General features: G+C 60.5%; 22 protein-coding genes. 14 read left to right on the forward strand and 8 right to left on the reverse strand.

Annotation, left to right across the window (positions count from 1 at the left end; all coding sequences use genetic code 11):
• Positions 1-60: 60 nt before the first annotated feature.
• The gene (locus PSAKL28_RS08325; RefSeq protein WP_038616339.1) at positions 61-1,515 is read right to left on the reverse strand and encodes a mannose-1-phosphate guanylyltransferase/mannose-6-phosphate isomerase; all 1,455 of its coding nucleotides are present in this window, start codon (positions 1,513-1,515) and stop codon (positions 61-63) included.
• Between the two features lie 276 nt (positions 1,516-1,791).
• On the opposite strand from PSAKL28_RS08325, the gene yegS reads away from it, so the two are divergent.
• Positions 1,792-2,691, forward strand: a complete 900-nt coding sequence (yegS, locus tag PSAKL28_RS08330; protein WP_038608862.1) for a lipid kinase YegS — start codon at positions 1,792-1,794, stop codon at positions 2,689-2,691.
• Here yegS and PSAKL28_RS08335 read toward each other — a convergent pair.
• From PSAKL28_RS08335 to PSAKL28_RS08345, 3 genes are all read right to left on the reverse strand, one after another.
• Positions 2,675-3,334 (reverse strand): response regulator, encoded by a 660-nt coding sequence (locus PSAKL28_RS08335; protein WP_038608864.1) that lies wholly within the window; start codon positions 3,332-3,334, stop codon positions 2,675-2,677. The two genes, yegS and PSAKL28_RS08335, sit on opposite strands and share 17 nt — an antisense overlap.
• A complete protein-coding gene (locus PSAKL28_RS08340) occupies positions 3,331-4,221 on the reverse strand; it encodes a sensor histidine kinase (protein ID WP_038608866.1) in 891 nt (296 codons plus the stop codon). Before PSAKL28_RS08340 ends, PSAKL28_RS08335 begins: the two co-directional genes overlap by 4 nt.
• 447 nt (positions 4,222-4,668) lie before the next feature.
• A complete protein-coding gene (locus PSAKL28_RS08345) occupies positions 4,669-5,166 on the reverse strand; it encodes a hypothetical protein (protein WP_038608868.1) in 498 nt (165 codons plus the stop codon).
• Between the two features lie 349 nt (positions 5,167-5,515).
• Here PSAKL28_RS08345 and PSAKL28_RS08350 point away from each other — a divergent pair, with 349 nt between their 5' ends.
• The gene (locus tag PSAKL28_RS08350) at positions 5,516-6,451 is read left to right on the forward strand and encodes a chemotaxis protein CheV (RefSeq protein WP_038608870.1); all 936 of its coding nucleotides are present in this window, start codon (positions 5,516-5,518) and stop codon (positions 6,449-6,451) included.
• A gap of 46 nt (positions 6,452-6,497) precedes the next feature.
• A complete protein-coding gene (locus PSAKL28_RS08355) occupies positions 6,498-7,301 on the forward strand; it encodes an MOSC domain-containing protein (protein ID WP_038608872.1) in 804 nt (267 codons plus the stop codon).
• Positions 7,302-7,380: 79 nt separating this feature from the next.
• On the opposite strand, the gene PSAKL28_RS08360 is transcribed toward PSAKL28_RS08355, so the two are convergent.
• On the reverse strand, positions 7,381-9,309 hold the full coding sequence (locus PSAKL28_RS08360) for a transglycosylase SLT domain-containing protein (protein WP_038608874.1): 1,929 nt from the start codon (positions 9,307-9,309) through the stop codon (positions 7,381-7,383).
• 221 nt (positions 9,310-9,530) lie between these two features.
• Here PSAKL28_RS08360 and PSAKL28_RS08365 point away from each other — a divergent pair, with 221 nt between their 5' ends.
• The gene (locus tag PSAKL28_RS08365; protein WP_038608877.1) at positions 9,531-11,450 is read left to right on the forward strand and encodes an ATP-binding cassette domain-containing protein; all 1,920 of its coding nucleotides are present in this window, start codon (positions 9,531-9,533) and stop codon (positions 11,448-11,450) included.
• 39 nt (positions 11,451-11,489) lie between these two features.
• Here PSAKL28_RS08365 and PSAKL28_RS08370 read toward each other — a convergent pair whose 3' ends face one another.
• The gene (locus PSAKL28_RS08370) at positions 11,490-11,930 is read right to left on the reverse strand and encodes a universal stress protein (protein ID WP_038608878.1); all 441 of its coding nucleotides are present in this window, start codon (positions 11,928-11,930) and stop codon (positions 11,490-11,492) included.
• Positions 11,931-12,039: 109 nt separating this feature from the next.
• Between PSAKL28_RS08370 and PSAKL28_RS08375 the strand changes: the two genes are divergently transcribed.
• From PSAKL28_RS08375 to PSAKL28_RS08405, 7 genes are all read left to right on the forward strand, one after another.
• Complete coding sequence (locus PSAKL28_RS08375; RefSeq protein WP_038608879.1) at positions 12,040-12,477, forward strand: hypothetical protein; 438 nt, start codon at positions 12,040-12,042, stop codon at positions 12,475-12,477.
• Positions 12,478-12,973: 496 nt separating this feature from the next.
• Positions 12,974-15,121 (forward strand): fatty acid oxidation complex subunit alpha FadB, encoded by a 2,148-nt coding sequence (fadB, locus tag PSAKL28_RS08380; RefSeq protein WP_038608880.1) that lies wholly within the window; start codon positions 12,974-12,976, stop codon positions 15,119-15,121.
• Positions 15,122-15,150: 29 nt separating this feature from the next.
• On the forward strand, positions 15,151-16,326 hold the full coding sequence (fadA, locus tag PSAKL28_RS08385) for an acetyl-CoA C-acyltransferase FadA (protein WP_038608883.1): 1,176 nt from the start codon (positions 15,151-15,153) through the stop codon (positions 16,324-16,326).
• 78 nt (positions 16,327-16,404) lie between these two features.
• A complete protein-coding gene (locus tag PSAKL28_RS08390; RefSeq protein WP_038608885.1) occupies positions 16,405-16,656 on the forward strand; it encodes a DUF1653 domain-containing protein in 252 nt (83 codons plus the stop codon).
• A gap of 100 nt (positions 16,657-16,756) precedes the next feature.
• Positions 16,757-19,369 carry a type I DNA topoisomerase gene (gene topA, locus PSAKL28_RS08395; protein WP_038608886.1) on the forward strand — a complete coding sequence of 871 codons (2,613 nt, stop codon included), beginning with the start codon at positions 16,757-16,759 and terminating at the stop codon, positions 19,367-19,369.
• 146 nt (positions 19,370-19,515) lie between these two features.
• On the forward strand, positions 19,516-20,037 hold the full coding sequence (locus PSAKL28_RS08400) for a DUF6586 family protein (protein WP_038608888.1): 522 nt from the start codon (positions 19,516-19,518) through the stop codon (positions 20,035-20,037).
• Between the two features lie 50 nt (positions 20,038-20,087).
• Positions 20,088-20,321, forward strand: a complete 234-nt coding sequence (locus tag PSAKL28_RS08405; RefSeq protein WP_038608889.1) for a hypothetical protein — start codon at positions 20,088-20,090, stop codon at positions 20,319-20,321.
• 65 nt (positions 20,322-20,386) lie between these two features.
• On the opposite strand, the gene sulA is transcribed toward PSAKL28_RS08405, so the two are convergent.
• Positions 20,387-20,881, reverse strand: a complete 495-nt coding sequence (sulA, locus tag PSAKL28_RS08410; protein WP_038608891.1) for an SOS-induced cell division inhibitor SulA — start codon at positions 20,879-20,881, stop codon at positions 20,387-20,389.
• Between the two features lie 10 nt (positions 20,882-20,891).
• Entirely contained in the window at positions 20,892-21,500 is a 609-nt protein-coding gene (lexA, locus tag PSAKL28_RS08415; RefSeq protein WP_038608892.1) for a transcriptional repressor LexA, read from the reverse strand.
• Between the two features lie 230 nt (positions 21,501-21,730).
• On the opposite strand from lexA, the gene PSAKL28_RS08420 reads away from it, so the two are divergent.
• The 3 genes from PSAKL28_RS08420 to nagZ are packed head-to-tail and all read left to right on the forward strand — an operon-like array spanning position 21,731 to position 24,035.
• Positions 21,731-22,444 carry a TetR/AcrR family transcriptional regulator gene (locus tag PSAKL28_RS08420; protein WP_038608894.1) on the forward strand — a complete coding sequence of 238 codons (714 nt, stop codon included), beginning with the start codon at positions 21,731-21,733 and terminating at the stop codon, positions 22,442-22,444.
• Positions 22,445-22,489: 45 nt separating this feature from the next.
• Positions 22,490-23,014 (forward strand): L,D-transpeptidase, encoded by a 525-nt coding sequence (locus PSAKL28_RS08425; protein ID WP_038608896.1) that lies wholly within the window; start codon positions 22,490-22,492, stop codon positions 23,012-23,014.
• 22 nt (positions 23,015-23,036) lie between these two features.
• Positions 23,037-24,035: a beta-N-acetylhexosaminidase gene (nagZ, locus tag PSAKL28_RS08430; protein WP_174446960.1), complete on the forward strand. Its 999-nt coding sequence runs from the start codon at positions 23,037-23,039 to the stop codon at positions 24,033-24,035.
• The last annotated feature ends 29 nt before the right edge of the window (positions 24,036-24,064 follow it).

The following is a 24,064-nucleotide window of genomic DNA, read 5'->3' on the forward strand; positions in this document are numbered from 1 at the left end:
CTTTCCTCTATCACCAGGCGGGTAACGGCATGCCGATATGAATGGACGCGCCTGGGGGTGTCAGCTGCTGGCTGATTCCGGGGCGCGTCCATAGATATCAGTAAAGCGCACGATGTCGTCTTCGCCCATATATTCGCCACTTTGTACTTCGATCATGACCAGGTCGATCACACCAGGGTTGGTCAGGCGATGTACCCGCCCCGATTTGATGAAGGTCGATTCGTTGGTGTCGAGCAGAAACTCGTCCTCACCGTTGGTCACGCAGGCCATGCCGTTGACGACGATCCAGTGTTCACTGCGATGGTGGTGCATCTGCAGTGAAAGCGATGCTTGAGGGCGAACCACGATGCGCTTGATCTTGAAGCGTGGACCTTCCTCAAGCACCGTGTACATGCCCCACGGGCGGTTCACCGTGCGGTGCAGGCGATAGGCGTCATGTCCCTGGTGCTTGAGCTTTTGGGCGATCACCTTGACCTCCTGGCTGCGCGCGGCGTCGGCGATCAGCAGGGCATCGGGGGTATCGATGATGATCAGGTTGTCGAGGCCCACCGCGCCGACCAGGCGGTGTGGCGAGTCGATGTAGCAATTGGAGACGTCATGCAGGGCGGTCTCGCCATTGCACTGGTTGCCATTCTGGTCAGCTTTCTTGAGGTTACGCACCGCTTGCCAGCAACCGATGTCGCTCCAGCCCAGATCGGCGGGCAGCACGGCCACCTGGCTGGAGGTTTCCATGACCGCGTAATCGATGGAGATGTCCGGTACCTTTTCGAAGGTCTGCGGGTCGAGTTCCAGCTGCAGTTCACCTTCACCCTGTTTGCTCGGGCTGCGCTGCAGGCAATGGTGGATACTGGCGAGCAGGTCCGGCACATGGCGGTCCAGTTCTGCCAGGATTGCATCGACGCGCATGCAGAACATGCCGGCATTCCACAGGTGCTGACCACCCTCGAGGTAGTGCTGGGCGGTTGCGGCGTCGGGTTTTTCGACAAATCGCTGCACTTTGTAGCCTTGCGCGTCCAGTGCCTGGCCTTTCTCGATGTAGCCAAAGCCGGTTTCGGCGTGACTGGGCACCAGGCCGAAGGTCGTCAGCCAACCTTGTTGTGCCAGGTTGCGGGCGTGCGCGACTGCGCGTTCGAAGGCTGGCAGGTCGCTGATCAGGTGATCGGCGGGCAGGATCAGCAGCAGGGCGCTTTCGCCATACAGGTTGGCGCAGTGCAGAGCGGCGGCAGCGATGGCTGGCGCAGTATTGCGGCCAAAGGGTTCGAGGATGAAGTCCAGGGCCATGCCGGCCGAGTTCAATTGGCGGTACTCATCCTGAGTGCGGAAATACACTTCCCGGTTGGTCACCGTCAGTATCCGCTCGACATCTGGCAGTGCACTGGCACGGGAAAAGGTCTTTTGCAGCAGGCTCTGGCCATCGGGCAGGCGCATGAACGGTTTCGGCATGGTTTCGCGAGAAACCGGCCAAAGGCGAGTGCCGGCGCCGCCGGCGATGATGCAGGGGATCAGAACGCTCATTTCACAGCCTTGAGTCAGGGCACTGAGACTACAGTGCAGTAAAGGATAACCGGGACCTGGCAAGCGCTCGTGCAGCAAGTCAATAAAATGACTTTTTTCATCGGCGTCCTCCATGATGGCCAAATATTTGTCGAATGATGCACCCGGGCGTTCCTGCTTTCAATAATATTTGTGTGAATGCTCGGCAAATTTGTTTTCGATTGGCCGCTGGCTGTGCAGCAAAAGCCCCTGTCATGTGGTCGAGATGCACGAGCTTTAATTCGCCGGGGAGGCACCATGAAGCAGCACAAAACCTTATTCATCCTGCATGGCAAGCAGGCCATGAACGAGCAGGTACGTGCCGCCGTTGGTGCGCTGCGCGAGCGTGGCTGGCAGCTTGACGTTCGCCTGACCTGGGAGGCCGGTGATGCTGCGCGGCTGGTCAACGAAGCCCAGGCAAGTGGTTACCGGCATGTTGCAGCCGGCGGTGGAGACGGCACCTTGCGTGATGTCGCCGAGGCCATGGCCCGCATCGCTTGCCAGGCAAGCCTGGTGCTCGTGCCATTGGGGACTGCCAATGATTTTGCCCGGGCAGCAGGTGTGCCGCTGGAGCCTGAACAGGCGCTTGAGTTGCTGGAAACACCTGCTCAAAGGATTGATTTGGGGCAGGTTGGTGGGCAGGTTTTTCTCAATATGGCCACGGGCGGATTTGGCAGTCAGGTCACCGCCAACACCTCCGAAGACCTGAAGAAAGTGCTGGGCGCAGCGGCGTATCTGTTCACCGGCCTGTCTCGGTTCAGTGAACTCAGCGCGGCTACGGTGGATTTGCATGGGCCGGATTTTCACTGGCGCGGCGATTTGCTGGCGCTGGGAATCGGCAACGGCCGGCAGGCTGGTGGTGGGCATGTGCTGTGTCCGCAGGCGCAAGTCGATGATGGGCTGCTGGATGTCAGCATTTTGCCGGCCCCTCAGGAAGTGGTGGGTACCTTGCGCAGTTTGCTCAGTGATGGCCTGGGCCTGGAGAACATGTTTGTGCGAGCGCGTCTGCCCTGGGTCGAAATCAAGAGCGCGCAAGGCCTGGATATCAATCTCGATGGCGAGCCGCTGCAAAGCGATAGCTTGCGTTTTGAGGTACTGGCAGGCGCCTTGCGGGTGCACCTGCCGGCTGACTCGCCGCTGCTCAGTCGTCGAGGCTGATGATCTGCTCGCGGACCGCAAACAGTACCAGGCCGGCCACGTCGTAGATCTGCAGGCGTTTCATGATTTGTGAACGGTGAGTCTCCACGGTCTTGATGCTCAAGCCCAGACCGTGGGCAATTTCGCGGGTGGATTTGCCGCGCACGATCAAGCGCAGGATTTCCAGTTGGCGGGCTGTCAGATTGTGGTTATCCGAGGCCGGAGCCTTGAAACTCTGGGTCCGTAGCAGGGCCTGATTGATCACGGTGTGGGCGATTGCCGGGCTCAGGTAGCGCTCGCCGTGGCGCAGTGCAGTCAGGGCCTGCTCCAGTTCGGTGGCGGTGGTGTCCTTGAGCAGGTAGCCATGGGCGCCGCTTTCCAGGGCCTGCATGATCAGTTCGGGGTCGGTGTGCATTGACAGGATCAGTACTTTGCTGCGACAGCCGCTGGCGCGTAGCTGGGTGAGGGCGTCCAGGCCGTTGGTCGTGCGCATCGAAATATCCAGCAGGACAATGTCCGGATCCAGTTGCAGTACGAGTTCGGCCACCTGGTTGCCGTCATTGCCTTCACCCACCACTGTGTAACCGGGAATATCCGAGACCAGGGCGCGAACACCGGCGCGAATCAGTGAGTGGTCGTCTACCAGCAGCAATTTACAGATCATTGGGCGTTATTTGTCTTGGCGCGTTCAAGGGTGCGTGGAGGCCAGGGAAACAGGGCATCGATTCGCGTGCCTTTGCCTGGCTGGCTGCTGACTGACAGTGTGCCATCAAGCAGTGCGGCGCGTTCAAGCATGCCGGCCATGCCGCATTGTCCTTCATCTGCTGGATTGCTGGCGGGCAAGAAACCCAGGCCATCGTCACTGATGGACAAGGCCAGGCCTTCAGGCTGGCGCTGAATGCAGACGACCAGGTTGTGTGCGCTGGCATGACGAAGCATGTTGGTGACCGCTTCCTGGGTGATGCGAAAGGCTGCGATGGCCATGTCTTCAGGTATGCCGCCCAGACGCTGGCGGCACTCAAGGCTCCAGTGCACGTTGGTGTTTTCCAGGGTGCGCAGCAAGTGCGCGCGCAAGCTGGCTTCCAGGCCCAGGCTGGAGAGCTGGCGCGGGTTGAGAATGGCCGAGACGTCGCGGACATTGGCCAGCGTGTCGTCCAGGGTGCTACGCAAGGTGCTGCAGTGATCTTGCAGGTCGCCTGGAACACGGCGTTGCAGCCAGTCCGCCTGGAGTTTGGCGGCGGTCAGCAGTTGGCCGATATCGTCGTGGAGTTCCCGGCTCAGGCGTTGACGCTCGCTTTCCTGAACCTTGAGCAGGCGATCGGCAAGTTCTGCCGGGCGCAGGGCAATCGAGCGTGCCCAGTGGCGCAGATGCCAGCCAATGCTCAGCATCGCGACGATGTGCAGGATCAGCACACTGGCCGGCATCGGCAACGCGTAGAGGTACAGCGCCAGGTTGGCGATGATCGAGGCCAGGCACAGGAGCGCGGTCAGCCCGCGCAGTAGAGCGGCCCCGGGGCGCCAGAGCTTGAGTCTATTGAGGCTTGAGAGCATAGAAAATGAAGCCACTGAAATATCGCTGAAGAAAGCCTGGAACAGGTCAAACTTAGGGGCGTTGTCGTGTTGCCTTCAATATCATTTATATGTCGGCGCCGGGCGCAGTAATGAATACCTGCGCCAACAGAAAAATCGTTGAAGGCAGGATCGGCCAAGGCCTGACTAACCTTCATCGCGCGCATGGTATCACTTCAAGTCCCAAGGGTGGCGAACTCTGATAACTGTCTGAAAAGTCAGATTTTACGGGCTGATGCAGGGGGTCCGTGATGTGCGCTGGCCTAGCACTTTGCCATTACTTTATAAGACGTAAAGCTTGCGCGAAATAAAGTAAATCTGCAGTTGTAAAAACGACTGCAGAACTGATCGGCAAACGGGAAAGTTGCTGCTTAGTGCGTAGCGCGGAGCGCTGTCAGCACGCGCTGCCGGATCTTTGTCGATGACCCTTTAGTTGCCTGTAGTTTGCTGTCCAGTTGCCTCACGCGTGTTGTGCGGCGGGTGTTCGCAGGGGGTCATGCTTGAGTGGCAGGAAGTGCAACCGGAGGTCGTGTTCAGGGCGGCCGCCAGGTTGTCCAGCAGCAGTACCTGTTCATCGGTATCCAGGCTCAGGCGGCCGGTGTGCGGGTCAACCAGCTCCAATTGCCAGGCCAGCAGGGTCAGGCACTCTTCGAGTGCCGGCAAGGCGCTGCCGGGCAGCCGCGAAGGGTTGTGAGCGGTCTCCAGCAAGTGCTGCAGCTGCCTGCTGTAACTGGCCACCTCCAGGAGCCCCAGGTTATGGGCGCGAGTCACCAGCGTGGCCAAGGTGTCGTTGAGGCAGTGGCAGGCATCCGGATCGTTGTCGATCAATTCCAGGTGCTGCAGGCACTCTTCGGCCTGGGTCAGCAAGACCTGGGCGTCCACCAGAAAATCCTGCAGGGCGCAGCTGCTCAGTGATTCGTTAGCCATCATTTGGCTCCAGCACAAAGGGCTGGAGCAGGGGCTGGCCACAACGAGGCGATCGCTGACAAAAGCCTGACTCCGTTCATGCAATGAGAATGGCGTCACATTAATGGCTAATGGATATCGCGAACATCAGGTCTCGCCCGATTGTCACTAGGGGTTTCCCTGATGGGGTGGTGTGATTACGACCCTTTGCGGGTGTTTACGACAGGAAGGAGCTGAGTGCAGTAAAGCATGATGTTAAAATGACATCAATGACCTGCTGAGCATTTTCTTCAGGGGGTCAAGCTGTGCCTGATCTGGCCGATACAGGGCCAATCGGTTCATTTCTTGGAACAAGCCTGGGGGTTCTTTAATGGCTGGCATTCTCGACACAGTAGACCAAAGAACGCAGCTGGTGGGTGAGAACCGCCTGGAAATCCTGATGTTCCGCCTGGCCGGGCGACAGTTGTTCGCGATCAACGTGTTCAAGGTTCAGGAGGTGCTGCAAATGCCCAAACTGACCTTGATGCCACAGCGCCATGCATTCGTCTGTGGTGTAGTCAACCTGCGTGGGCAGACACTGCCGGTGATCGACCTGTCCCAGGCTATCGGCATGCGCCCGCTTACGCCTGGGCCCGGCAGTACCATTATTGTCACCGAGTACAACCGTTCGGTGCAGGCGTTTCTGGTGGGTGGGGTCGATCGTATCGTCAATATGAACTGGGAAGCCATCATGCCGCCGCCGGCCAGCGCCGGTCGTCAGCATTACCTGACGGCAATCAGCAAGGTCGACGAGCAACTGGTGGAAATCATCGACGTAGAGAAAGTGCTGGCCGAAATCGTGCCGTACAGTGCCAAGGTCTCGCGCGACAAGCTGGAGGATCCGGTGTTGGCGCGGGCCCGCGGTCGCGAGGTGCTGTTGGTGGACGATTCCACTGTGGCCTTGGCCCAGCTGCGCGACACTTTGTCTCAATTAGGGGTGAAAATGCACGTCGCCAGTGATGGCCTCAAGGCCTTGCGCATGCTCAAAGGCTGGGCCGACGCTGGCGAAGATATGTGTGAAAAACTGTTGATGATTTTCACCGATGCCGAGATGCCGGAGATGGACGGCTACCGTCTGACTACCGAGATCCGTAATGACCCGCGCTTACGCCCGTTGCATGTGGTGTTGCACACATCGTTGTCGGGTAGTTTCAACGAGTCGATGGTGAAGAAAGTCGGTTGTGACAACTTTCTCTCCAAGTTCCAGCCCGACAAGCTGGTCGATGTCGTTCGCCAACGGTTGATGCTGGATGAAGCGACGGCCTGAGTCGGTATAAGCTAAGGCTTTGAACCGGCAAAAGGACAGGTCACCGATGCAATTGAGTGCGTTGTACCGATATCCGCTCAAATCCGCGCGCGGCCAGGCGTTGCAATCGTCTTCACTGGGTTTGCTGGGGCTGGATGGCGACCGTCGCTGGATGCTTGTAGAGCGCGACAATGGCCGCTTCCTGACTCAGCGCGCGTACCCGCAGATGAGCCAGTTGACGGCGTTGTATGGCGTTGACGGCGAACTGACCCTGGAGGCGCCTGGGCGACCTGCGTTGAAGGTCGCCGTGCCGCAGGCTGACAGCGATCTGCGCGGCGTGACGATCTGGCGTGACACCTTTCGCGTCCCGGACGCCGGTGAAGTCGCTGCGCAGTGGCTCAGCGAATTTATCGGCAAGGACGTGCGCCTGGTTCATGTACCTGAGGCGCGCAGCCGTTTCCTGCCGGGTGGTTATGGCGAGGTCAATGACCGGGTGGCTTTTGCCGATGGCTTCCCGTTGCTGCTGATCGGTCAGGCGTCGCTTGACGACCTGGTACAGCGGGTCGGCCGGCCGCTCGAGATGCAGCGCTTTCGTCCCAATCTGGTGGTCGAAGGTGCAGAGCCCTTTGCTGAAGATGGCTGGAAGCGCATCCGTATCGGCGAGATGGAGTTCCGTGTGCTCAAGCCTTGCGAGCGTTGCATCATGACCACCATTGATCCGCAGACCGGCGAGCGCAGTACAGATCGCGAACCCCTGACCACACTCAAAACCTATCGGCAGAAAGAGGGGGATGTGCTGTTCGGGCAGAACCTGGTGGCTGATGGCAGCGGGGTGCTTGAGGTGGGGATGCCGGTAACGGTGCTGGAGTAATTAAATCGCGGGGCAAGCCCGCTCCCACCGGGTTCTATATCACCCTGTGGGAGCGGGCTTGCCCCGCGATTGCATTCAACTACTGATCGTCAAAATACCGTTCATGCCAGTCCACCAGCGGTTGCGGCGAGTTGAGCTTCTGCCCGTAGATCACCGAGTAGGACAGCACGTTCTGCACATACTGACGGGTCTCATCAAACGGAATCGACTCCACCCAGACATCGAAGCTCAGGTGGTCGGCGCCGCGCAGCCATTGCCGTACGCGGCCCGGGCCTGCGTTATAGGCTGCTGAAGCCAGCACCCGGTTGCCGTTGAACTGACTGTGCACCTGGCTCAGGTACGCCGCGCCGAGCTGGATGTTTTTGTCCGGGTTGAACACCTGGGCCGGGGAAGCCAGCGGGATGCTGAACTTGCGCGCAGTCTCCTTGGCCGTGGCTGGCATCAGCTGCATCAGGCCGCTGGCGCCAACGCTGGAGCGGGCGTCCTCCATGAACGCACTTTCCTGGCGAGTGATCGCGAACACCCAGCTTGAATGCAGGCCACGCACCTTGGCTTCCCGTACCAGCGTATCGCGGTGGGCCATCGGGAAGCGGATATCCAGGTCGTCCCAGTATTGTGCCTGGCTGATGGTGCGGATCGCCGGGAAGTACCAGCGCATGTCGTAGGCCAGGCGTGCCTGGGCGACCATTTCGTCGCGGCTGAAATGGCGGCTGACGTGGTACCACTCGCGGCGGCCATCGACAATCTGCCCGCGGGCATGGAACTCCAGGGCGCGACGGATGCCCGGTGTGTTGCGCACCTTGTTCATCACCGCCTGGCTCAGCACCAGTGGTTTGTTGTTCAGCTGATACGGGGCTTTTGCCCGGTCGGCGGCGAGGAAGCCATAGAAATCACGCTCGCGTGCCACGGTTTTGTACAGCAGCGGGATCTGCGGGTTCTGAGGCTGCGCCAGTTCAAGGCTGCGCGCGTGCCAGTATCGCCAGCGGCTGCTGCTGGCCAGGTCCTGAGGCAGGCGCTTGGTCAGCTCGTAGGCGTCTTCCCAGCGGCCCAGACGCAGCAACAGGCGCAGACGCCATTCGGTCACGGTGTTGTCGCGCAGCTCGGGGTCGTAGCGGGTCATCAGGTCCAGGGCCCGCGGGTCGTAGCGGCGGGCCAGGGTCAGGCCGATTTCGCGGGCGATGGCGACTTTCTCGTCGCGGGAGAAATGCATGCGGTTGGCGTAGTCGTCCAGCAGGCTCATGGCCCGCTCGGGGTCCTGGCGTGCCAGGCGGCGCAGGCCGAGGCTGACCACGTCGGACATGGCCTCGTTGACTGGTACGAAGCGTCCAGGCTGATTCAACAGCTGTGGTTTCTGTGCCACATCAACCAGCAATCGCCCCTGAGGGGCGAGGGTGGTGAGGGTTTTGGTCAGGCTGTTGGCCAAGGCATAGTTGCGCGCCTGGGCGGCCAGCTTGGTGCGCTGCCAGCGCTTCTGCTCGCTGAGCTGGCCTTCGGCCGCCCAGCGGTCGAACAAGGCGTCGCAGGCGGTAGGCTGGGACTTGCCCACCAGCCAGAGTTTTTCTGCCGACGCATAGCCTTCGGCGCGCTGGCCCTGAATCAGCTGACGCTGGCCGTTGAGGCAATCGAGTTCGGTGAAGTTCAGCTTCGGGTCGTAGTAGCGGCTGAAGGTCTCCCACTCGCCGCGCTCGGCCAGCCAGCGCAACCAGCGCAATTTCATCCAGTTGGCCTGGGGCAGGTCGCCATGGGCGGCGAGGAATTTTTCGATCTCGGCATTGCTGGCGGTTTTCAGACGCGCGGTCAGCTCGTCGTAGGCCAGGTAAGGCGTCAGCGGATAGTCACTCAGCGCTTGTGCGTAACGCAGGTAGGGACCCTTGTCACCCTTGGCCAGGGCGCGCTTGGCCTCGTCATAGTACTGGCGCTGCACGGTGATGTCGGTGGCCTGGGCGACGCTGGCTGCGGAGGCCGAGAGAAGCAGGCAGGAAACTAGATTTAACAGGCGGCTGCGCATGAGACTTCCGGGCAGTTTGACCATGAAAAGTGACGGCGAAGCCAGCACTGTTGGGATTGCGTTGCTTAAGCTTAGCCGTTTGCCATAGGCGGATGAAAGCATTGTGCTTGTATCCAGTTGTAATCACACGGCCTGTCGTCGGATCTGTCTGGAGGTGCGCCTGCTTAATGTGAAGCGGGCCCAAGTCGGGTAGAATGCGCGCCCGGTTTTTGGAGAAGATCATGACCCTGCTCAAATTAAGCGATGTGTCCCTTGCGTTCGGCGCCATGCCGTTGTTGGACAAGGTGTCGTGGCAGATCGCCCGTGGTGAGCGGGTGTGCATTATTGGCCGCAACGGTACTGGCAAGTCGAGCATGCTGCGCCTGGTCAAAGGCGATCAGAAGCCTGACGACGGCGATGTCTGGCGCGCTCCTGGGCTGAAGATTGGCGAGCTGCCGCAGGAACTGCCGGTGGCCGACGGTCGTACAGTATTCGACGTAGTGGCCGAAGGCCTCGACGGTGTCGGCGCCTTGCTGGCCGAATATCACCACCTGAGCCAGAACATCCACAGCGATGCCGACCTGGAAAAGCTCATGCACGTTCAGCACGACCTGGAAGCGCGTGATGGCTGGCGTTTGCAGCAACTGGTCGACAGCACCCTGAGCCGTCTGCAACTGCCAGCCGACAAGACCCTGGCCGAGCTCTCCGGTGGCTGGCGCCGCCGCGTGCTGCTGGCCCAGGCGCTGGTGTCAGAGCCTGACCTGCTGCTGCTCGACGAACCGACCAACCACCTGGATATCGGTGCCATTGCCTGGCTGGAAGAGGCCCTCAGCGGCTTCGGCGGCGCCGTGCTGTTCATCACCCACGACCGCTCCTTCCTGCAAAACCTGGCCACGCGCATCCTCGAACTGGACCGCGGCGGCCTGATCGACTGGAACGGCGACTACGCCAGCTTCCTGGTGCACAAGGAAGCCGCGCTGGCCGCCGAAGAAACCGCCAACGCGCTGTTCGACAAGAAGCTGGCCCAGGAAGAAGTGTGGATCCGTCAGGGCATCAAGGCCCGGCGTACCCGTAACGAAGGCCGCGTGCGCGCCCTCAAGGCCCTGCGCGTTGAGCGTAGCGAGCGCCGTGAGCGTCAGGGCAAGGCCAATATCATGCTTGATGTTGCGGAGAAATCCGGCAAGCAGGTGATGGTCCTGGAAAACGTCAGCTTCAGCCATCCGGGTGGCCCGCAACTGGTCAAGGACTTCTCCATGGTCCTGCAGCGCGAGGACCGCATCGGTCTGCTCGGCGCCAACGGTACCGGCAAGACCACCTTGCTCAAACTGATGCTTGGCGATCTCGAGCCTACCAGCGGTAAAGTCGAGTCCGGCACCCGTCTGGAAGTGGCCTATTTCGACCAGCTGCGCCATCAGCTGGACCTGGAAAAGACCGTCATCGACAACTTGTCCGAAGGTCGCGACTTCATCGAGATCGACGGCCAGAACCGTCATGTCCTGAGCTACCTGGGTGACTTCCTGTTCAGCCCGCAGCGTGCCCGCACGCCGGTCAAGGCGCTGTCCGGTGGTGAGCGTGCGCGGTTGCTGCTGGCCAAACTGTTCAGCAAACCGGCCAACCTGCTGGTGCTCGACGAACCAACCAACGACCTCGACGTGGAAACCCTCGAGCTGCTCGAAGAAGTGCTGTCGGCGTTCAAGGGCACCGTGCTGATGGTCAGCCACGACCGGGCCTTCCTCGATAACGTGGTCACCAGCACCCTGGTGTTTGAGGGCGAGGGCAAGGTGCGCGAGTACGTCGGTGGTTACCAGGACTGGATTCGTCAGGGCGGTTCGCCAAAATTGCTGGGTGTTACCGAGAGCAAGTCGGGCAAGTCGGAACTGAACACGGCGGTGGTTGAGGCTGTTGCTCCGGCTCCCGCTGCAGTACCGGCCGCCGAGGCGCCAAAGAAGAAGCTCAGCTACAAGCTGCAACGCGAGCTGGAAGCCTTGCCGGGCCAGATCGACGAACTGGAACAGAAGATGGCGGCGGTGCAGGAAGAAATTTCCGACCCGGCCTTCTACCAGCGCCCGATCGACCAGACCTCTGCCGTGCTGGCGCGTCTGGAGCAGATGCAGGCTGAACTGGATGTTCTGGTAGAGCGCTGGGCTGAACTCGACAGCTAAGGGGAGGGGCCCGGCGCAGGCTGCGCCGGGCTGCCCCAGTTACTCTTTTTTCAGCAGGCGTACGGCCAGCACATCACAGGGCGCGCCGTGCAGGACGTCATTGGCGGTTGAGCCCAGCAGCAGTGCCAGGCCGTGCCGGCCGTGGCTGCCGACCACGATCAGGTCGCAAGCATTCTCCTTGGCCAATTGATGGATCTCCTGGCGCGGTTGTCCGTAGGTCAGATGCGAATCGCCGCGCTTGATCTCGGGATACTTGACGAACAGGCGGTCCATACGCTCTTTGGCCTGGTCAAACTGTTGTTGCTGCAGCTGGGACAGGTCCATCGGCACATCGCCACCAAACGCCATGGCCATAGGCTCGACGATATGCACCAGAGAAACTTTGGTCTCGGTCGATGCGGCCAATGTCATGGCGCGCTTGATGACCGGATCGCATTCTTCGGTCAGGTCGACGGCAACCAGTATGTGTTCGTAGGGCATGAGAGGCTCTCCTGACAGTCGCGATAGTTCAAGTATGGTCGGTTTCAGGCTGATCGCTCAGAACCTCGGCTAACCAGCTCATTTGCAAAGCTTTATGGGAACAACAGATATGACGGTCTGGGTAGTGGTGTCAATCCTTGCGCTGATTTTGAGCCCTCTGGCCTGGTTGCGTCCCTCGCGTAACCAGAGTGGTCGTATGGCCCTGCGCATGGAAGCCCGGCGCATGGGCCTGAACATGCAACTGGCGCCGCAGCAGTGGCCGCACTGGTTGCCCAAGGAGCCGCCAAGCCCCTGCGCGCAGTATGTGCAGCCGCGGCGCAAGGGAAGGGTAGACACCTGGAGTTATTGGCAAACGACCCCCGGCACCTGGCTCAATCAATGGCGTGAGCCTTGCACCGATCCTGTGCATGCAGAGCATCTCGCGCGCCTGCCTGACAACGTCTTCAAGGTCGAAGCCGGCCCGCAAATGGTTGCCCTTTATTGGGGGGAACGAGGAGAAACGGCTGTATTGCAGGATATTGCCGCGGTGCTGAAAGCCCTGGCCTGATCACGCTCAATAAAAAGCCCGATATACGCATCGGGCAGGCGGGCCAGGCAGGCCGGTCTAAGTCTTGATTCCCTCCCAGTGTAGCGGGCCCTGCGCTACCCGACGTTTTTCCTGCCTTTTTTGTTCGCACTCAGCGTGTATTGATCCTGTGCATGAGTGTGTAAGCCTTTGTCCATTATCGTTGGCGTGAATGCTCATCGATCACCGAAGCCGGTGTTTGCCCACGATCAACAGAAAGTGACCGTAAAGTCGCGTTTTCACACCGCTTTCGGGCATTTGACAACGGCGATCTTTTCGTTGAATGTGTGCATACCCAAATCAAACGGGCGTATGAATTGAGCGTTTGTATTGTCAGAAGGCTCTTACAGAATCCCGACTATCGCGCTGACGGGTGTGCCTGGCGCAAGGATTCGGCAAATCACGGCCAGCGGCCGGCCGGGTCCTTCACCAGCGTTCGGCGTGTACAGTTCAGCTTCCATATCGTGGAGATCAGTTGATGATTTACGAAGGTAAAGCCATCACGGTTAAGGCTCTTGAAAGCGGCATCGTCGAACTGAAGTTCGACCTCAAGGGTGAGTCCGTCAACAAGTTCAACCGTCTTACCCTGAACGAATTGCGTCAGGCCGTAGACACCATCAAGGCCGACGCCTCGATCAAAGGCGTGATTGTCAGCAGTGGCAAGGACGTGTTCATCGTCGGTGCGGATATCACTGAGTTTGTCGATAACTTCAAGCTGCCCGAGGCCGAACTGGTCGCCGGCAACCTGGAAGCCAACCGGATTTTCAGCGACTTCGAAGACCTGGCCGTGCCGACCGTTGCCGCGATCAACGGCATCGCCCTGGGCGGTGGTCTGGAAATGTGCCTGGCTGCCGACTTCCGCGTGATGTCCAGCAATGCCAAGATCGGTCTGCCGGAAGTCAAGCTGGGTATCTACCCGGGCTTTGGCGGTACCGTGCGCCTGCCGCGCATCATCGGTGCCGACAACGCCATCGAGTGGATTGCCGCCGGCAAGGAAAACCGTGCTGAAGACGCTCTGAAGGTCGGTGCCGTCGATGCCGTGGTAGCCCCTGAGCTGCTGCAGGCCGCCGCACTGGACCTGATCAAGCGCGCCATCAGCGGCGAGTTCGATCACAAGGCCAAGCGTCAGCCGAAGCTTGAGAAGCTCAAGCTCAACGCCATCGAGCAGATGATGTCGTTCGAAACCGCCAAAGGTTTCGTTGCAGGTCAAGCAGGCCCGAACTATCCGGCGCCGGTTGAAGCGATCAAGAGCATTCAGAAGGCGGCCAACTTCGGCCGCGACAAGGCCCTGGAAGTCGAAGCCGCCGGCTTTGTCAAACTGGCCAAGACTTCGGTTGCCGAGAGCCTGATCGGCCTGTTCCTCAACGACCAGGAACTCAAGCGCAAAGCCAAGGCCCACGACGAAATCGCTCACGACGTGAAGCAGGCTGCCGTGCTCGGCGCCGGCATCATGGGCGGCGGTATCGCCTACCAGTCGGCGGTCAAGGGCACCCCGATCCTGATGAAGGACATCAACGAAGGCGCCATTGCGCTGGGCTTGAACGAAGCTTCCAAGCTGCTCGGCAAGCGCGTTGAAAAAGGCCGTCTGACCCCGGCGAAAATGGCTGAAGCGCTGAACGCGATTCGTCCGACTCTGTCCTACGGCGACTTCGCCAACGTCGATATCGTCGTTGAAGCTGTGGTCGAGAACCCGAAGGTCAAGCAAGCGGTACTGGCTGAAGTGGAAGGCCAGGTGAAGGAAGACGCCATTCTGGCTTCCAACACCTCGACCATCTCCATCAACCTGCTGGCCAAGGCCCTCAAGCGTCCGGAAAACTTCGTCGGCATGCACTTCTTCAATCCGGTGCACATGATGCCGCTGGTCGAAGTCATCCGTGGTGAGAAGTCCAGCGAAGTGGCGGTTGCCACCACCGTTGCCTACGCCAAGAAGATGGGCAAGAACCCGATCGTGGTCAACGACTGCCCGGGCTTTTTGGTCAACCGTGTGCTGTTCCCGTACTTCGGCGGTTTCGCCAAGCTGGTCAGCGCCGGTGTCGACTTCGTGCGTATCGACAAGGTCATGGAAAAATTCGGCTGGCCGATGGGCCCGGCCTACCTGATGGACGTGGTCGGTATCGACACTGGCCACCACGGCCGTGACGTCATGGCCGAAGGCTTCCCGGACCGCATGAAGGACGACCGTCGTTCGGCCGTCGATGCGCTCTACGAAGCCAACCGCCTGGGCCAGAAGAACGGCAAGGGCTTCTACGCCTACGAGACCGACAAACGCGGCAAGCCGAAGAAAGTCGCCGACGCGGCCGTCCTCGAAGTGCTCAAGCCGGTCGTCTACGAACAGCGTGAAGTCACTGACGAAGACATCATCAACTGGATGATGGTGCCGCTGTGCCTGGAAACCGTTCGTTGCCTGGAAGACGGTATCGTTGAAACCGCCGCCGAAGCCGACATGGGCCTGGTCTACGGTATCGGTTTCCCTCCGTTCCGTGGCGGTGCGCTGCGTTACATCGACTCGATCGGTGTAGCCGAATTCGTTGCCCTGGCAGACAAGTACGCCGATCTGGGTCCGCTGTATCACCCCACCGCGAAGCTGCGTGAAATGGCCAAAAACGGCCAGAGCTTCTTCGGTTAAGCGCCCAACGATAGAGAGCGAGAGAATATATGAGCCTGAATCCAAGAGACGTGGTGATTGTCGACTTCGGTCGCACGCCGATGGGCCGCTCCAAGGGTGGCATGCACCGCAATACCCGCGCCGAAGACATGTCCGCGCACCTGATCAGCAAGGTGCTGGAGCGCAACACCAAGGTCGACCCTAACGAAGTCGAGGACGTGATCTGGGGCTGCGTCAACCAGACCCTGGAGCAGGGCTGGAACATCGCCCGCATGGCGTCGTTGATGACCCAGATCCCTCACACTGCGGCCGGCCAGACCGTCAGCCGTCTGTGTGGTTCGTCCATGAGCGCCCTGCACACCGCAGCACAGGCGATCATGACCGGCAACGGCGACGTGTTCGTCGTCGGTGGCGTCGAGCACATGGGCCACGTCAGCATGATGCACGGTGTCGATCCGAACCCGCACATGTCGCTGTACGCTGCCAAGGCCTCGGGCATGATGGGCCTGACCGCCGAAATGCTCGGCAAGATGCACGGCATCAGCCGTGAGCAGCAGGACCTGTTCGGCCTGCGTTCGCACCAGCTCGCCCACAAGGCGACGGTCGAAGGCAAGTTCAAGGATGAAATCATCCCGATGCAGGGCTACGACGAGAACGGCTTCCTCAAAGTCTTCGACTACGATGAAACCATTCGCCCGGACACCACCCTGGAAAGCCTGGCGGCCTTGAAGCCGGCTTTCAACCCTAAAGGCGGTACCGTGACTGCCGGTACGTCGTCGCAGATCACTGACGGCGCTTCGTGCATGATCGTCATGTCGGCGCAACGTGCTCAAGACCTGGGCATCCAGCCGCTGGCGGTAATCCGTTCCATGGCGGTGGCCGGTGTTGACCCGGCGATCATGGGCTACGGCCCGGTGCCTGCGACCCAGAAAGCGCTCAAGCGCGCTGGTCTGAGCATTGCCGATATCGACTTCTTCGAGCTCAACGAAGCGTTCGCTGCACAGGCCTTGCCAGTGCTGAAAGATCTGAAAGTGCTCGACAAGATGGATGAGAAGGTTAACCTGCACGGCGGCGCTATCGCTCTGGGTCATCCTTTCGGTTGCTCTGGTGCGCGGATTTCCGGCACTCTGCTCAACGTCATGAAGCAGAATGGCGGGACCTTCGGCGTTTCGACCATGTGCGTCGGCCTGGGCCAAGGTATCACCACCGTCTTCGAACGCGTTTAAGCGTTTCGCTGATGGAAACCGGGGCCTGGTGCCCCGGTTTTTGTTTTTGCAGGATTTTTTTTCAAGAGGGCGAGCAACATGCAGATACAACCAGGCGTATACCGGCATTACAAGGGGCCTGAGTATCGTGTGTTCGGCACGGCGCGCCATTCCGAAACCGAGGAGTGGGTGGTGTTCTACCAGGCTCTGTATGGCGAGTTCGGCCTCTGGGTTCGACCCCTTTCGATGTTTATGGAGTCGGTTGAGGTTGACGGCGAGCAAGTGCCGCGCTTTGCTTTGGTCAAGGCTGAAGCCGAGCTGTTTTCCCGGCCAGATGCCGAGGGTGGCTAACGCCTCGCGCTTGACCTCACTCTGTTGCCACTATATATAGCGGTGCCGCGTCAGGTACCTGCCGTGTTTTTATTTTCAGTATTCAGGAATTTTCCGATCCATGGGCAAATCGCTGGTCATTGTGGAATCCCCGGCTAAGGCCAAGACCATCAACAAGTACCTGGGCAGCCAGTACGTGGTGAAGTCGAGTATCGGCCATATCCGAGACCTGCCCACCAGCGGTTCGGCCAGCGCCAGCAAGGAGCCAGCCGCCAAGCGCGGCAAGGCCGCCGCTGGTGAAGCGCCAGCCCTGTCGCCAAAAGAAAAGGCGCGCAAGCAACTGGTCGCGCGCATGGGAGTTGATCCGGACCACGGCTGGAAAGCCAAGTACGAGATCCTTCCGGGCAAGGAAAAGGTCATCGAAGAACTGCGTCGTCTGGCCAAAGATGCCGACACCATCTATCTCGCAACCGACTTGGATCGCGAGGGGGAAGCCATTGCCTGGCACCTGCGCGAAGCCATCGGTGGTGACGACAGCCGCTACAAGCGTGTGGTGTTCAACGAAATTACCAAGAAAGCCATCCAGGAAGCGTTCTCGCAGCCAGGCGAGCTGGATATCGATCGGGTCAATGCCCAGCAGGCGCGTCGCTTCCTCGACCGCGTGGTGGGTTACATGGTCTCGCCACTGCTGTGGTCGAAGATCGCCCGCGGCCTGTCTGCCGGTCGCGTGCAGTCGGTTGCAGTGAAACTGGTGGTTGAGCGAGAGCGCGAGATCCGTGCCTTCATCCCGGAAGAATACTGGGAAGTGCATGCTGATCTGGGTACTGCCAAGGACGCCAAGGTGCGTTTCGAAGTAGCGCGGGAGAAGGGCGAAGCCTTCAAGCCGCTCAACGAAGCCCAGGCCATGGCGGCACTGGAGAAGCTCAAGTCTTCCAGTTACACCGTCGCCAAGCGTGAAGACCGCCCGACCAGCAGCAAACCGTCGGCGCCCTTCATTACCTCCACCCTGCAGCAGGCCGCGAGCAACCGTCTGGGCTTCGGGGTGAAGAAGACCATGATGATGGCCCAGCGTCTGTACGAAGCCGGCTACATCACTTATATGCGTACCGACTCGACCAACCTTTCGGTCGATGCGGTGGAAATGGCCCGCAGCTATATCGAAAGCGAGTTCGGCAAGAAGTACCTGCCTGAAGCGCCGATCGTCTATGGCAGCAAAGAGGGTGCCCAGGAGGCGCACGAAGCGATTCGTCCTTCCGACGTCAACACCCACCCGACCAAACTCAGCGGCATGGAGCGTGATGCCGAGCGTCTGTACGAGCTGATCTGGCGCCAGTTCCTGGCCTGCCAGATGCCACCGGCGCAGTACCTGTCGACCACCGTCAGCGTCACCGCTGGCGACTTCGAGCTGCGCGCCAAGGGCCGTATCCTCAAGTTCGACGGTTACACCCGTGTGCTGCCGCAACAGAGCAAGCCGGGCGATGACGACGTGCTGCCGGAGATGAACCAGGGCGAAGTGCTCAAACTGATCCAGATCGACCCGAGCCAGCACTTCACCAAGCCGCCTGCGCGTTACTCCGAAGCCAGCCTGGTCAAGGAAATGGAAAAGCGCGGCATTGGCCGTCCTTCCACTTACGCGGCGATCATTTCGACCATTCAGGATCGCGGCTACGTGACCCTGCATAACCGTCGGTTCTATTCCGAGAAGATGGGCGACATCGTCACCGAGCGCCTGTCCGAGAGCTTCTCCAACCTGATGGACTACGGCTTCACCGCCGGCATGGAAGAGAACCTCGACGATGTGGCCCAGGGCGAGCGCGACTGGAAAAACGTGCTGGACGAGTTCTACGGCGATTTCAGCAACAAGCTGAAGCTGGCCGAGGATGGCGAGAAGGGCATGCGTGCCAACCAGCCGACCCTGACCAACATCGCGTGCAAGGATTGCGGTCGGCCGATGATGATTCGTACCGCATCTACCGGTGTGTTCCTCGGCTGCTCGGGCTACAGCCTGCCGCCAAAAGAGCGTTGCAAGGCCACTGTGAACCTGGTGCCGGGCGATGAAATCGCGGCCGACGACGAGGGTGAATCGGAATCGCGCGTGCTGCTCAACAAGCACCGTTGCCCGATCTGCTCGACAGCGATGGATGCTTACCTGCTTGATGAGAAGCGCAAGCTGCACATCTGCGGTAACAACCCTGATTGCACCGGCTACGAGATCGAAGAAGGCAACTACCGCATCAAGGGCTACGAAGGGCCGAGCCTGGAGTGCGACAAGTGCGGTAGCGAAATGCAGCTCAAGACCGGCCGTTTCGGCAAGTTCTTCGGCTGCACCAACGCCGAGTGCAAGAACACCCGCAAGCTGCTCAAGAGCGGCGAAGCGGCGCCGCCGAAGATGGATGCGGTGAAGATGCCGGAGCTCAAGTGCGAGAAGGTCAACGATACCTACGTGCTGCGTGATGGCGCTTCGGGTCTGTTCCTGGCGGCCAGCCAGTTCCCGAAAAACCGCGAGACCCGTGCACCGCTGGTGATCGAGATCATTCCGCATAAAGACGAAATCGATCCGAAGTACCACTTCCTCTGCGAAGCGCCGAAGAAGGATCCTGATGGTCGTCCGGCCGTGATCCGCTACAGCCGCAAGACCAAGGAGCAGTACGTGCAGACCGAGGTGGAGGGTAAGCCGACTGGCTGGCGCGCCTTCTACGACGGCAATGCCTGGAAGGTCGAAGACAAGCGCTGATCAAGCTTATTGGTCTAATCGCGGGGCAAGCCCGCTCCCACAAAGGTTTCTAAATCCTGTGGGAGCGGGCTTGCCCCGCGATGCTTTTACGCCTTTGAGTAGTGTAAATTGACAGACCGCCTTGCAGCCTTTCGGAGGGCACCCAGATGGCCCAGGAACTCTACACCCGCACCAATCAGAAGATTTACTTTGCAGGCCTGGCCCTCGAAGCCATGGGCAGGGCACAGGAAAGCCGGGCCATGAATGCCCAGGCCTTGATTCAGGCTGAGCGTGAATCGGCGCTGTTTCACCTGTACGGGGCACTGCTGGGCTTGTGTCACGAGATTGCCGGTTTTTACCGCTTGCCGCAGGCCGGTGCACCACGTGCAGAGCTGCTGCTGACTCGCGAAGTGCTGGAGGCGGTGGCAATTCCCGAAATGGCCGAGCTGGTCGAACTGGCTGAGCAGCGCGAAACTTGGCTGGCGCAACTGCTAAGTACTTATGCCGATTTGTTCCGACCGCCGGTCGCGAAAAAAACGCCTAAAACTGACGTCACCCAACCGTTGATTCAGGCCGTGAGCCTTGATGAGCCTGAGGTGGCACCACTTTCGCGGGAGGAGCTGGAGAGCTGGCGGCAGAATCTCAAGGGGCTGACCGTTCGTTTTCGCGAGGGCTTGAGTGAGTGCTGATTGGGGCGCTCGCTGGTACAATACCGGCCTTTCGTGGAGAACAGCCCCTTATGCCAACGTCCTTTCTAGAAATTGTCGAGTTGCCTGATGGCCGGATCGAGTTGCGCCGTGCCGAGGACGAAGGCTCCCTGGTAACCCTGGATTTCTCCGAGGACGCCAAGGCTTTCCTGCAAGGTCAGCACGTGGAAGTGGCCAAGGCCATGCTCAGTGTTGGCGTGCAGATGGCCGGCAAGCTGGTGGAAGGCGAAGTCGAGCGAGACGACGGGCCGCGCGTTCTGCATTGATCGCCATTTAGGGCTTCCTCGTCCTGAGGAAGCCTGGCGAAACCAACCCCTGCTTATCCTGAATATCAGCCAAGGCGGATGTTCAGGCTTTGTGCGTCTCCGGCACGTGCGGCGTTGCTGAGTTGCTGGCGGGCGCTGCTGCTGACCGTGCTCAGCCAGCTGACCACGGTATGGCTACGGCCCAGGCGCAGGGCTTCACAGGCCAGTTGCAGGGCGCTTTGGTTGCCGCGTGGTTGCAGTAACAGAATGCGCTCGCGGTTCAAGCCCGCTTCGCGTAGCCATGCCTGGGTCAGGCTGGCCGGTGGGGCGATCAGGGTCAGCCAGCGCTCGTCCTGCTCTTCGCTCAGCTCGCTCAGTTCGCGCAGCATGGGGGCCAGCAGGCTCTGGCAGTTGCCCAGCGCACCACGGAAAGACAGCTCGCTGAAAACCTGAGCTGCGCCAGGGTGCGGCGCAGGCTTGGCGGCTTTCAGTCCGGGCAGCACTGGCTGGGCCAGGAATGCTTCGAACAGGGGCAGTTGTGCTTGCTGCGGTACGTTCTGTGACGCTGGGGGGAACTGCATGACGCCTCCTTTACCGGCGAATGACGCCGACACTCAAGCCCTCGATCACCAGCTCCTGGTCTTTCAGGTTGACTTCGATAGGGGCGAATTCGGGGTTTTCAGCAATCAGCCAGACTTTGCTGCCTTCGCGCTTGAAGCGCTTGACCGTTACCTCGTCACCCAGGCGGGCGACCACGATCTGACCATTGCGGGCTTCGCGGCAGGTATGTACGGCGAGCAGGTCGCCATCGACGATGCCGACATCCTTCATGCTCATGCCGTGGACGCGCAGCAGGTAATCGGCCCGGGGATGGAAGAAGGCCGGGTTGATGTTGCAGGATTCCTCGATGTGCTGCTGGGCAAGAATCGGTGCGCCGGCGGCGACACGGCCGATGATCGGCAAGCCGCTGTCTTCGGCCTTGGCTTCAAGGCCGGGGATGCGGATGCCGCGCGAGGCGCCCGGGGTCATCTCGATTGCGCCCTTGCGGGCCAGGGCCTTGAGGTGTTCCTCGGCGGCATTCGGAGACTTGAAGCCCAGCTCCTGGGCGATTTCCGCGCGGGTGGGCGGGAAGCCGTTGTCTTCCAGGCAGCGCTTGATAAAAGCCAGAATCTCAGCTTGGCGTGGCGTCAGTTTTAGCATGTCTATCGCTCTGTCTTTTTATACAGTGACTGGGATTATATACAGTGGGTGGCAAGCTGCAAGCATCGGGCTGCAAGAAAACCCGGGGCAGAGGCAGATGTCCTTGCAGCTTGCGGCCTGCAGCTGTGATTTAATACGTGACCGGGTAGGCACAAAACGGCTGCGCGGACTTGACAAATCACCGCTTTGAAACGTATGTTTCAAACAAGTGTTTGTCAGGCGGAGTAGTCATGGCCCAGTCGGAAACCGTTGAACGCATTCTCGATGCTGCCGAGCAGTTGTTCGCGGAAAAAGGTTTTGCCGAAACCTCATTACGGCTGATCACCAGCAAGGCCGGCGTCAACCTGGCGGCGGTGAACTACCACTTCGGTTCCAAGAAGGCCCTGATCCAGGCGGTCTTCTCGCGTTTCCTTGGTCCTTTCTGCACCAGTCTCGAGCGCGAACTGGAGCGTCGTCAGGCCCGTCCTGAGCACAAGCCAAGCCTTGAAGAACTGCTGGAAATGCTGGTCGAGCAGGCGCTGGTGGTACAGCCGCGCAGTGGCAACGACCTGTCGATCTTCATGCGCCTGCTGGGCCTGGCCTTCAGCCAGAGCCAAGGGCACTTGCGGCGTTATCTGGAGGACATGTACGGCAAGGTGTTCCGTCGCTACATGCTGCTGGTCAACGAGGCCGCACCGCGTATTCCGCCCATCGAGCTGTTCTGGCGTGTGCACTTCATGCTCGGTGCCGCAGCATTCAGCATGTCCGGGATCAAGGCACTGCGTGCTATTTCCGAAACCGATTTCGGCGTCAACACCTCGATCGAACAGGTCATGCGCCTGATGGTGCCGTTCCTCGCCGCCGGTATGCGTGCCGACAGCGGTGTCACTGACGAAGCCATGGCCGCCGCGCAGCTGCGTCCGCGCAGCAAATCCTCAAGCGCCACGGTCACCGCCAAGGCCTGATGCCATGGCTGGGCGCGGCGAGCCGCATCGGCTAAGCTAGCGCCCATGCCCAGTCTCGATTTACTGCACATTTCCCTTGCCGATCAATGCCTCTATGGGTTTGCCCAGGGGCAGTTGCGCCTGCGTCTGTCTGTGTCCACGGCATTGAAGGGTGCCGGCGAGCGCAATGGCTCCGGTTGCACGCCCCGTGGCCTGCATCAGGTCCGCGCAAAGATCGGCGCCGGATTGCCGCAAGGTGCGGTTCTGCGCGGGCGGCGCTGGACCGGCGAAACCTGGACGCCGGCCCTGCATGCGCAGTATCCCGAACGTGACTGGATCCTCAGCCGTATCCTCTGGCTCAGCGGTTGCCAGCCGGGATTCAATCGCCTGGGCCCGGTCGACACTTTCCGTCGCTACATTTATCTGCATGGCACGCCTGATTGCGAACCAATGGGCGTGCCGTTGTCCCATGGCTGTGTGCGCCTGCGCAATGCTGACCTGTTGCGCCTGTTCGATCAGGTGCCAGTGCATTGCCAGGTGCGAATCGAAGAAGCCGCGTGCCCCGAATGGGCCCGCGCACCCCTGAACTGAAGGATCAATTATGAGTGCCAGCCTGCAAGGCTCCTTGATGGTGGACATCGCCGGTACCTGGCTGACCGCCGAAGATCGCCAGCTGTTGCGCCAGCCCGAAGTGGCCGGCCTGATCATCTTTGCCCGCAACATCGAAAGCCCGCGTCAGGTGCGTGAGCTGACCGCTTCGATTCGCGCCATCCGCCCGGATCTGATTCTGGCAGTCGACCAGGAGGGTGGCCGGGTGCAGCGCCTGCGACAGGGCTTTGTGCGCTTGCCGGCGATGCGCGCGATTGCCGACAACGACAATGCCGAATACCTGGCCGAGCAGTGCGGCTGGCTGATGGCTACGGAAGTGCTGGCGGTTGGTCTGGACCTGAGTTTCGCGCCGGTGCTGGACCTCGATCACCAGCGCAGCGCCGTGGTCGGCAGCCGCGCGTTCGAAGGTGATCCGCAGCGTGCCACCGTTCTGGCCGGCGCCTTTATTCGCGGTATGAACGCCGCAGGCATGGCTGCATGCGGCAAGCACTTCCCCGGCCATGGCTGGGCCGAAGCTGATTCTCACGTCGCCATCCCGACTGACGAGCGTAGTCTGGAGCAGATTCGCGCCGTCGATCTGGTGCCTTTCGCGCGGCTCAGTGGCCAGCTGGCGGCGGTGATGCCGGCGCATGTGATCTATCCGCAGGTCGACAATCAGCCGGCGGGCTTCTCGCGCCGCTGGTTGCAGGACATCCTGCGCGGTGAGTTGGGCTTTGAGGGGGTGATCTTCAGTGATGACCTGTCGATGGCCGGCGCACATGTGGTGGGTGACGCGGCCAGTCGGATCGAGGCGGCGTTGAGCGCCGGGTGTGATATGGGCCTGGTGTGTAACGACCGGGCTGCCGCCGAGCTGGCGCTGACAGCGGCGCAACGCCTGAAGGTCAAGCCTTCGCCACGTATCGCGCAGATGCGCGGGCAGGGCTTTGCGCGTACCGATTATCGCCAGCAGCCGCGCTGGCTGGAGGCGCTTGGGGCTTTGAAAGAGGCTCAGCTGGTCGACTGATTTCGCCGGGCAAGCCCACTCCCGCTACT

Source organism: Pseudomonas alkylphenolica (genome assembly GCF_000746525.1).
GTDB lineage: Bacteria > Pseudomonadota > Gammaproteobacteria > Pseudomonadales > Pseudomonadaceae > Aquipseudomonas > Aquipseudomonas alkylphenolica.

Coding starts and splice junctions, on each gene's coding strand:
- fadB (WP_038608880.1), top strand. CDS start 12,974: ATGATTTACGAAGGTAAAGCCATCACGGTTAAGGCTCTTGAAAGCGGC.
- PSAKL28_RS08325 (WP_038616339.1), bottom strand. CDS start 1,515: ATGAGCGTTCTGATCCCCTGCATCATCGCCGGCGGCGCCGGCACTCGC.
- PSAKL28_RS08405 (WP_038608889.1), top strand. CDS start 20,088: ATGCCAACGTCCTTTCTAGAAATTGTCGAGTTGCCTGATGGCCGGATC.
- PSAKL28_RS08375 (WP_038608879.1), top strand. CDS start 12,040: ATGACGGTCTGGGTAGTGGTGTCAATCCTTGCGCTGATTTTGAGCCCT.
- PSAKL28_RS08345 (WP_038608868.1), bottom strand. CDS start 5,166: ATGGCTAACGAATCACTGAGCAGCTGCGCCCTGCAGGATTTTCTGGTG.
- PSAKL28_RS08400 (WP_038608888.1), top strand. CDS start 19,516: ATGGCCCAGGAACTCTACACCCGCACCAATCAGAAGATTTACTTTGCA.
- PSAKL28_RS08340 (WP_038608866.1), bottom strand. CDS start 4,221: ATGCTCTCAAGCCTCAATAGACTCAAGCTCTGGCGCCCCGGGGCCGCT.
- yegS (WP_038608862.1), top strand. CDS start 1,792: ATGAAGCAGCACAAAACCTTATTCATCCTGCATGGCAAGCAGGCCATG.
- sulA (WP_038608891.1), bottom strand. CDS start 20,881: ATGCAGTTCCCCCCAGCGTCACAGAACGTACCGCAGCAAGCACAACTG.
- PSAKL28_RS08365 (WP_038608877.1), top strand. CDS start 9,531: ATGACCCTGCTCAAATTAAGCGATGTGTCCCTTGCGTTCGGCGCCATG.
- PSAKL28_RS08420 (WP_038608894.1), top strand. CDS start 21,731: ATGGCCCAGTCGGAAACCGTTGAACGCATTCTCGATGCTGCCGAGCAG.
- PSAKL28_RS08355 (WP_038608872.1), top strand. CDS start 6,498: ATGCAATTGAGTGCGTTGTACCGATATCCGCTCAAATCCGCGCGCGGC.
- PSAKL28_RS08360 (WP_038608874.1), bottom strand. CDS start 9,309: ATGCGCAGCCGCCTGTTAAATCTAGTTTCCTGCCTGCTTCTCTCGGCC.
- PSAKL28_RS08425 (WP_038608896.1), top strand. CDS start 22,490: ATGCCCAGTCTCGATTTACTGCACATTTCCCTTGCCGATCAATGCCTC.
- PSAKL28_RS08370 (WP_038608878.1), bottom strand. CDS start 11,930: ATGCCCTACGAACACATACTGGTTGCCGTCGACCTGACCGAAGAATGC.
- topA (WP_038608886.1), top strand. CDS start 16,757: ATGGGCAAATCGCTGGTCATTGTGGAATCCCCGGCTAAGGCCAAGACC.
- fadA (WP_038608883.1), top strand. CDS start 15,151: ATGAGCCTGAATCCAAGAGACGTGGTGATTGTCGACTTCGGTCGCACG.
- PSAKL28_RS08390 (WP_038608885.1), top strand. CDS start 16,405: ATGCAGATACAACCAGGCGTATACCGGCATTACAAGGGGCCTGAGTAT.
- PSAKL28_RS08350 (WP_038608870.1), top strand. CDS start 5,516: ATGGCTGGCATTCTCGACACAGTAGACCAAAGAACGCAGCTGGTGGGT.
- PSAKL28_RS08335 (WP_038608864.1), bottom strand. CDS start 3,334: ATGATCTGTAAATTGCTGCTGGTAGACGACCACTCACTGATTCGCGCC.
- lexA (WP_038608892.1), bottom strand. CDS start 21,500: ATGCTAAAACTGACGCCACGCCAAGCTGAGATTCTGGCTTTTATCAAG.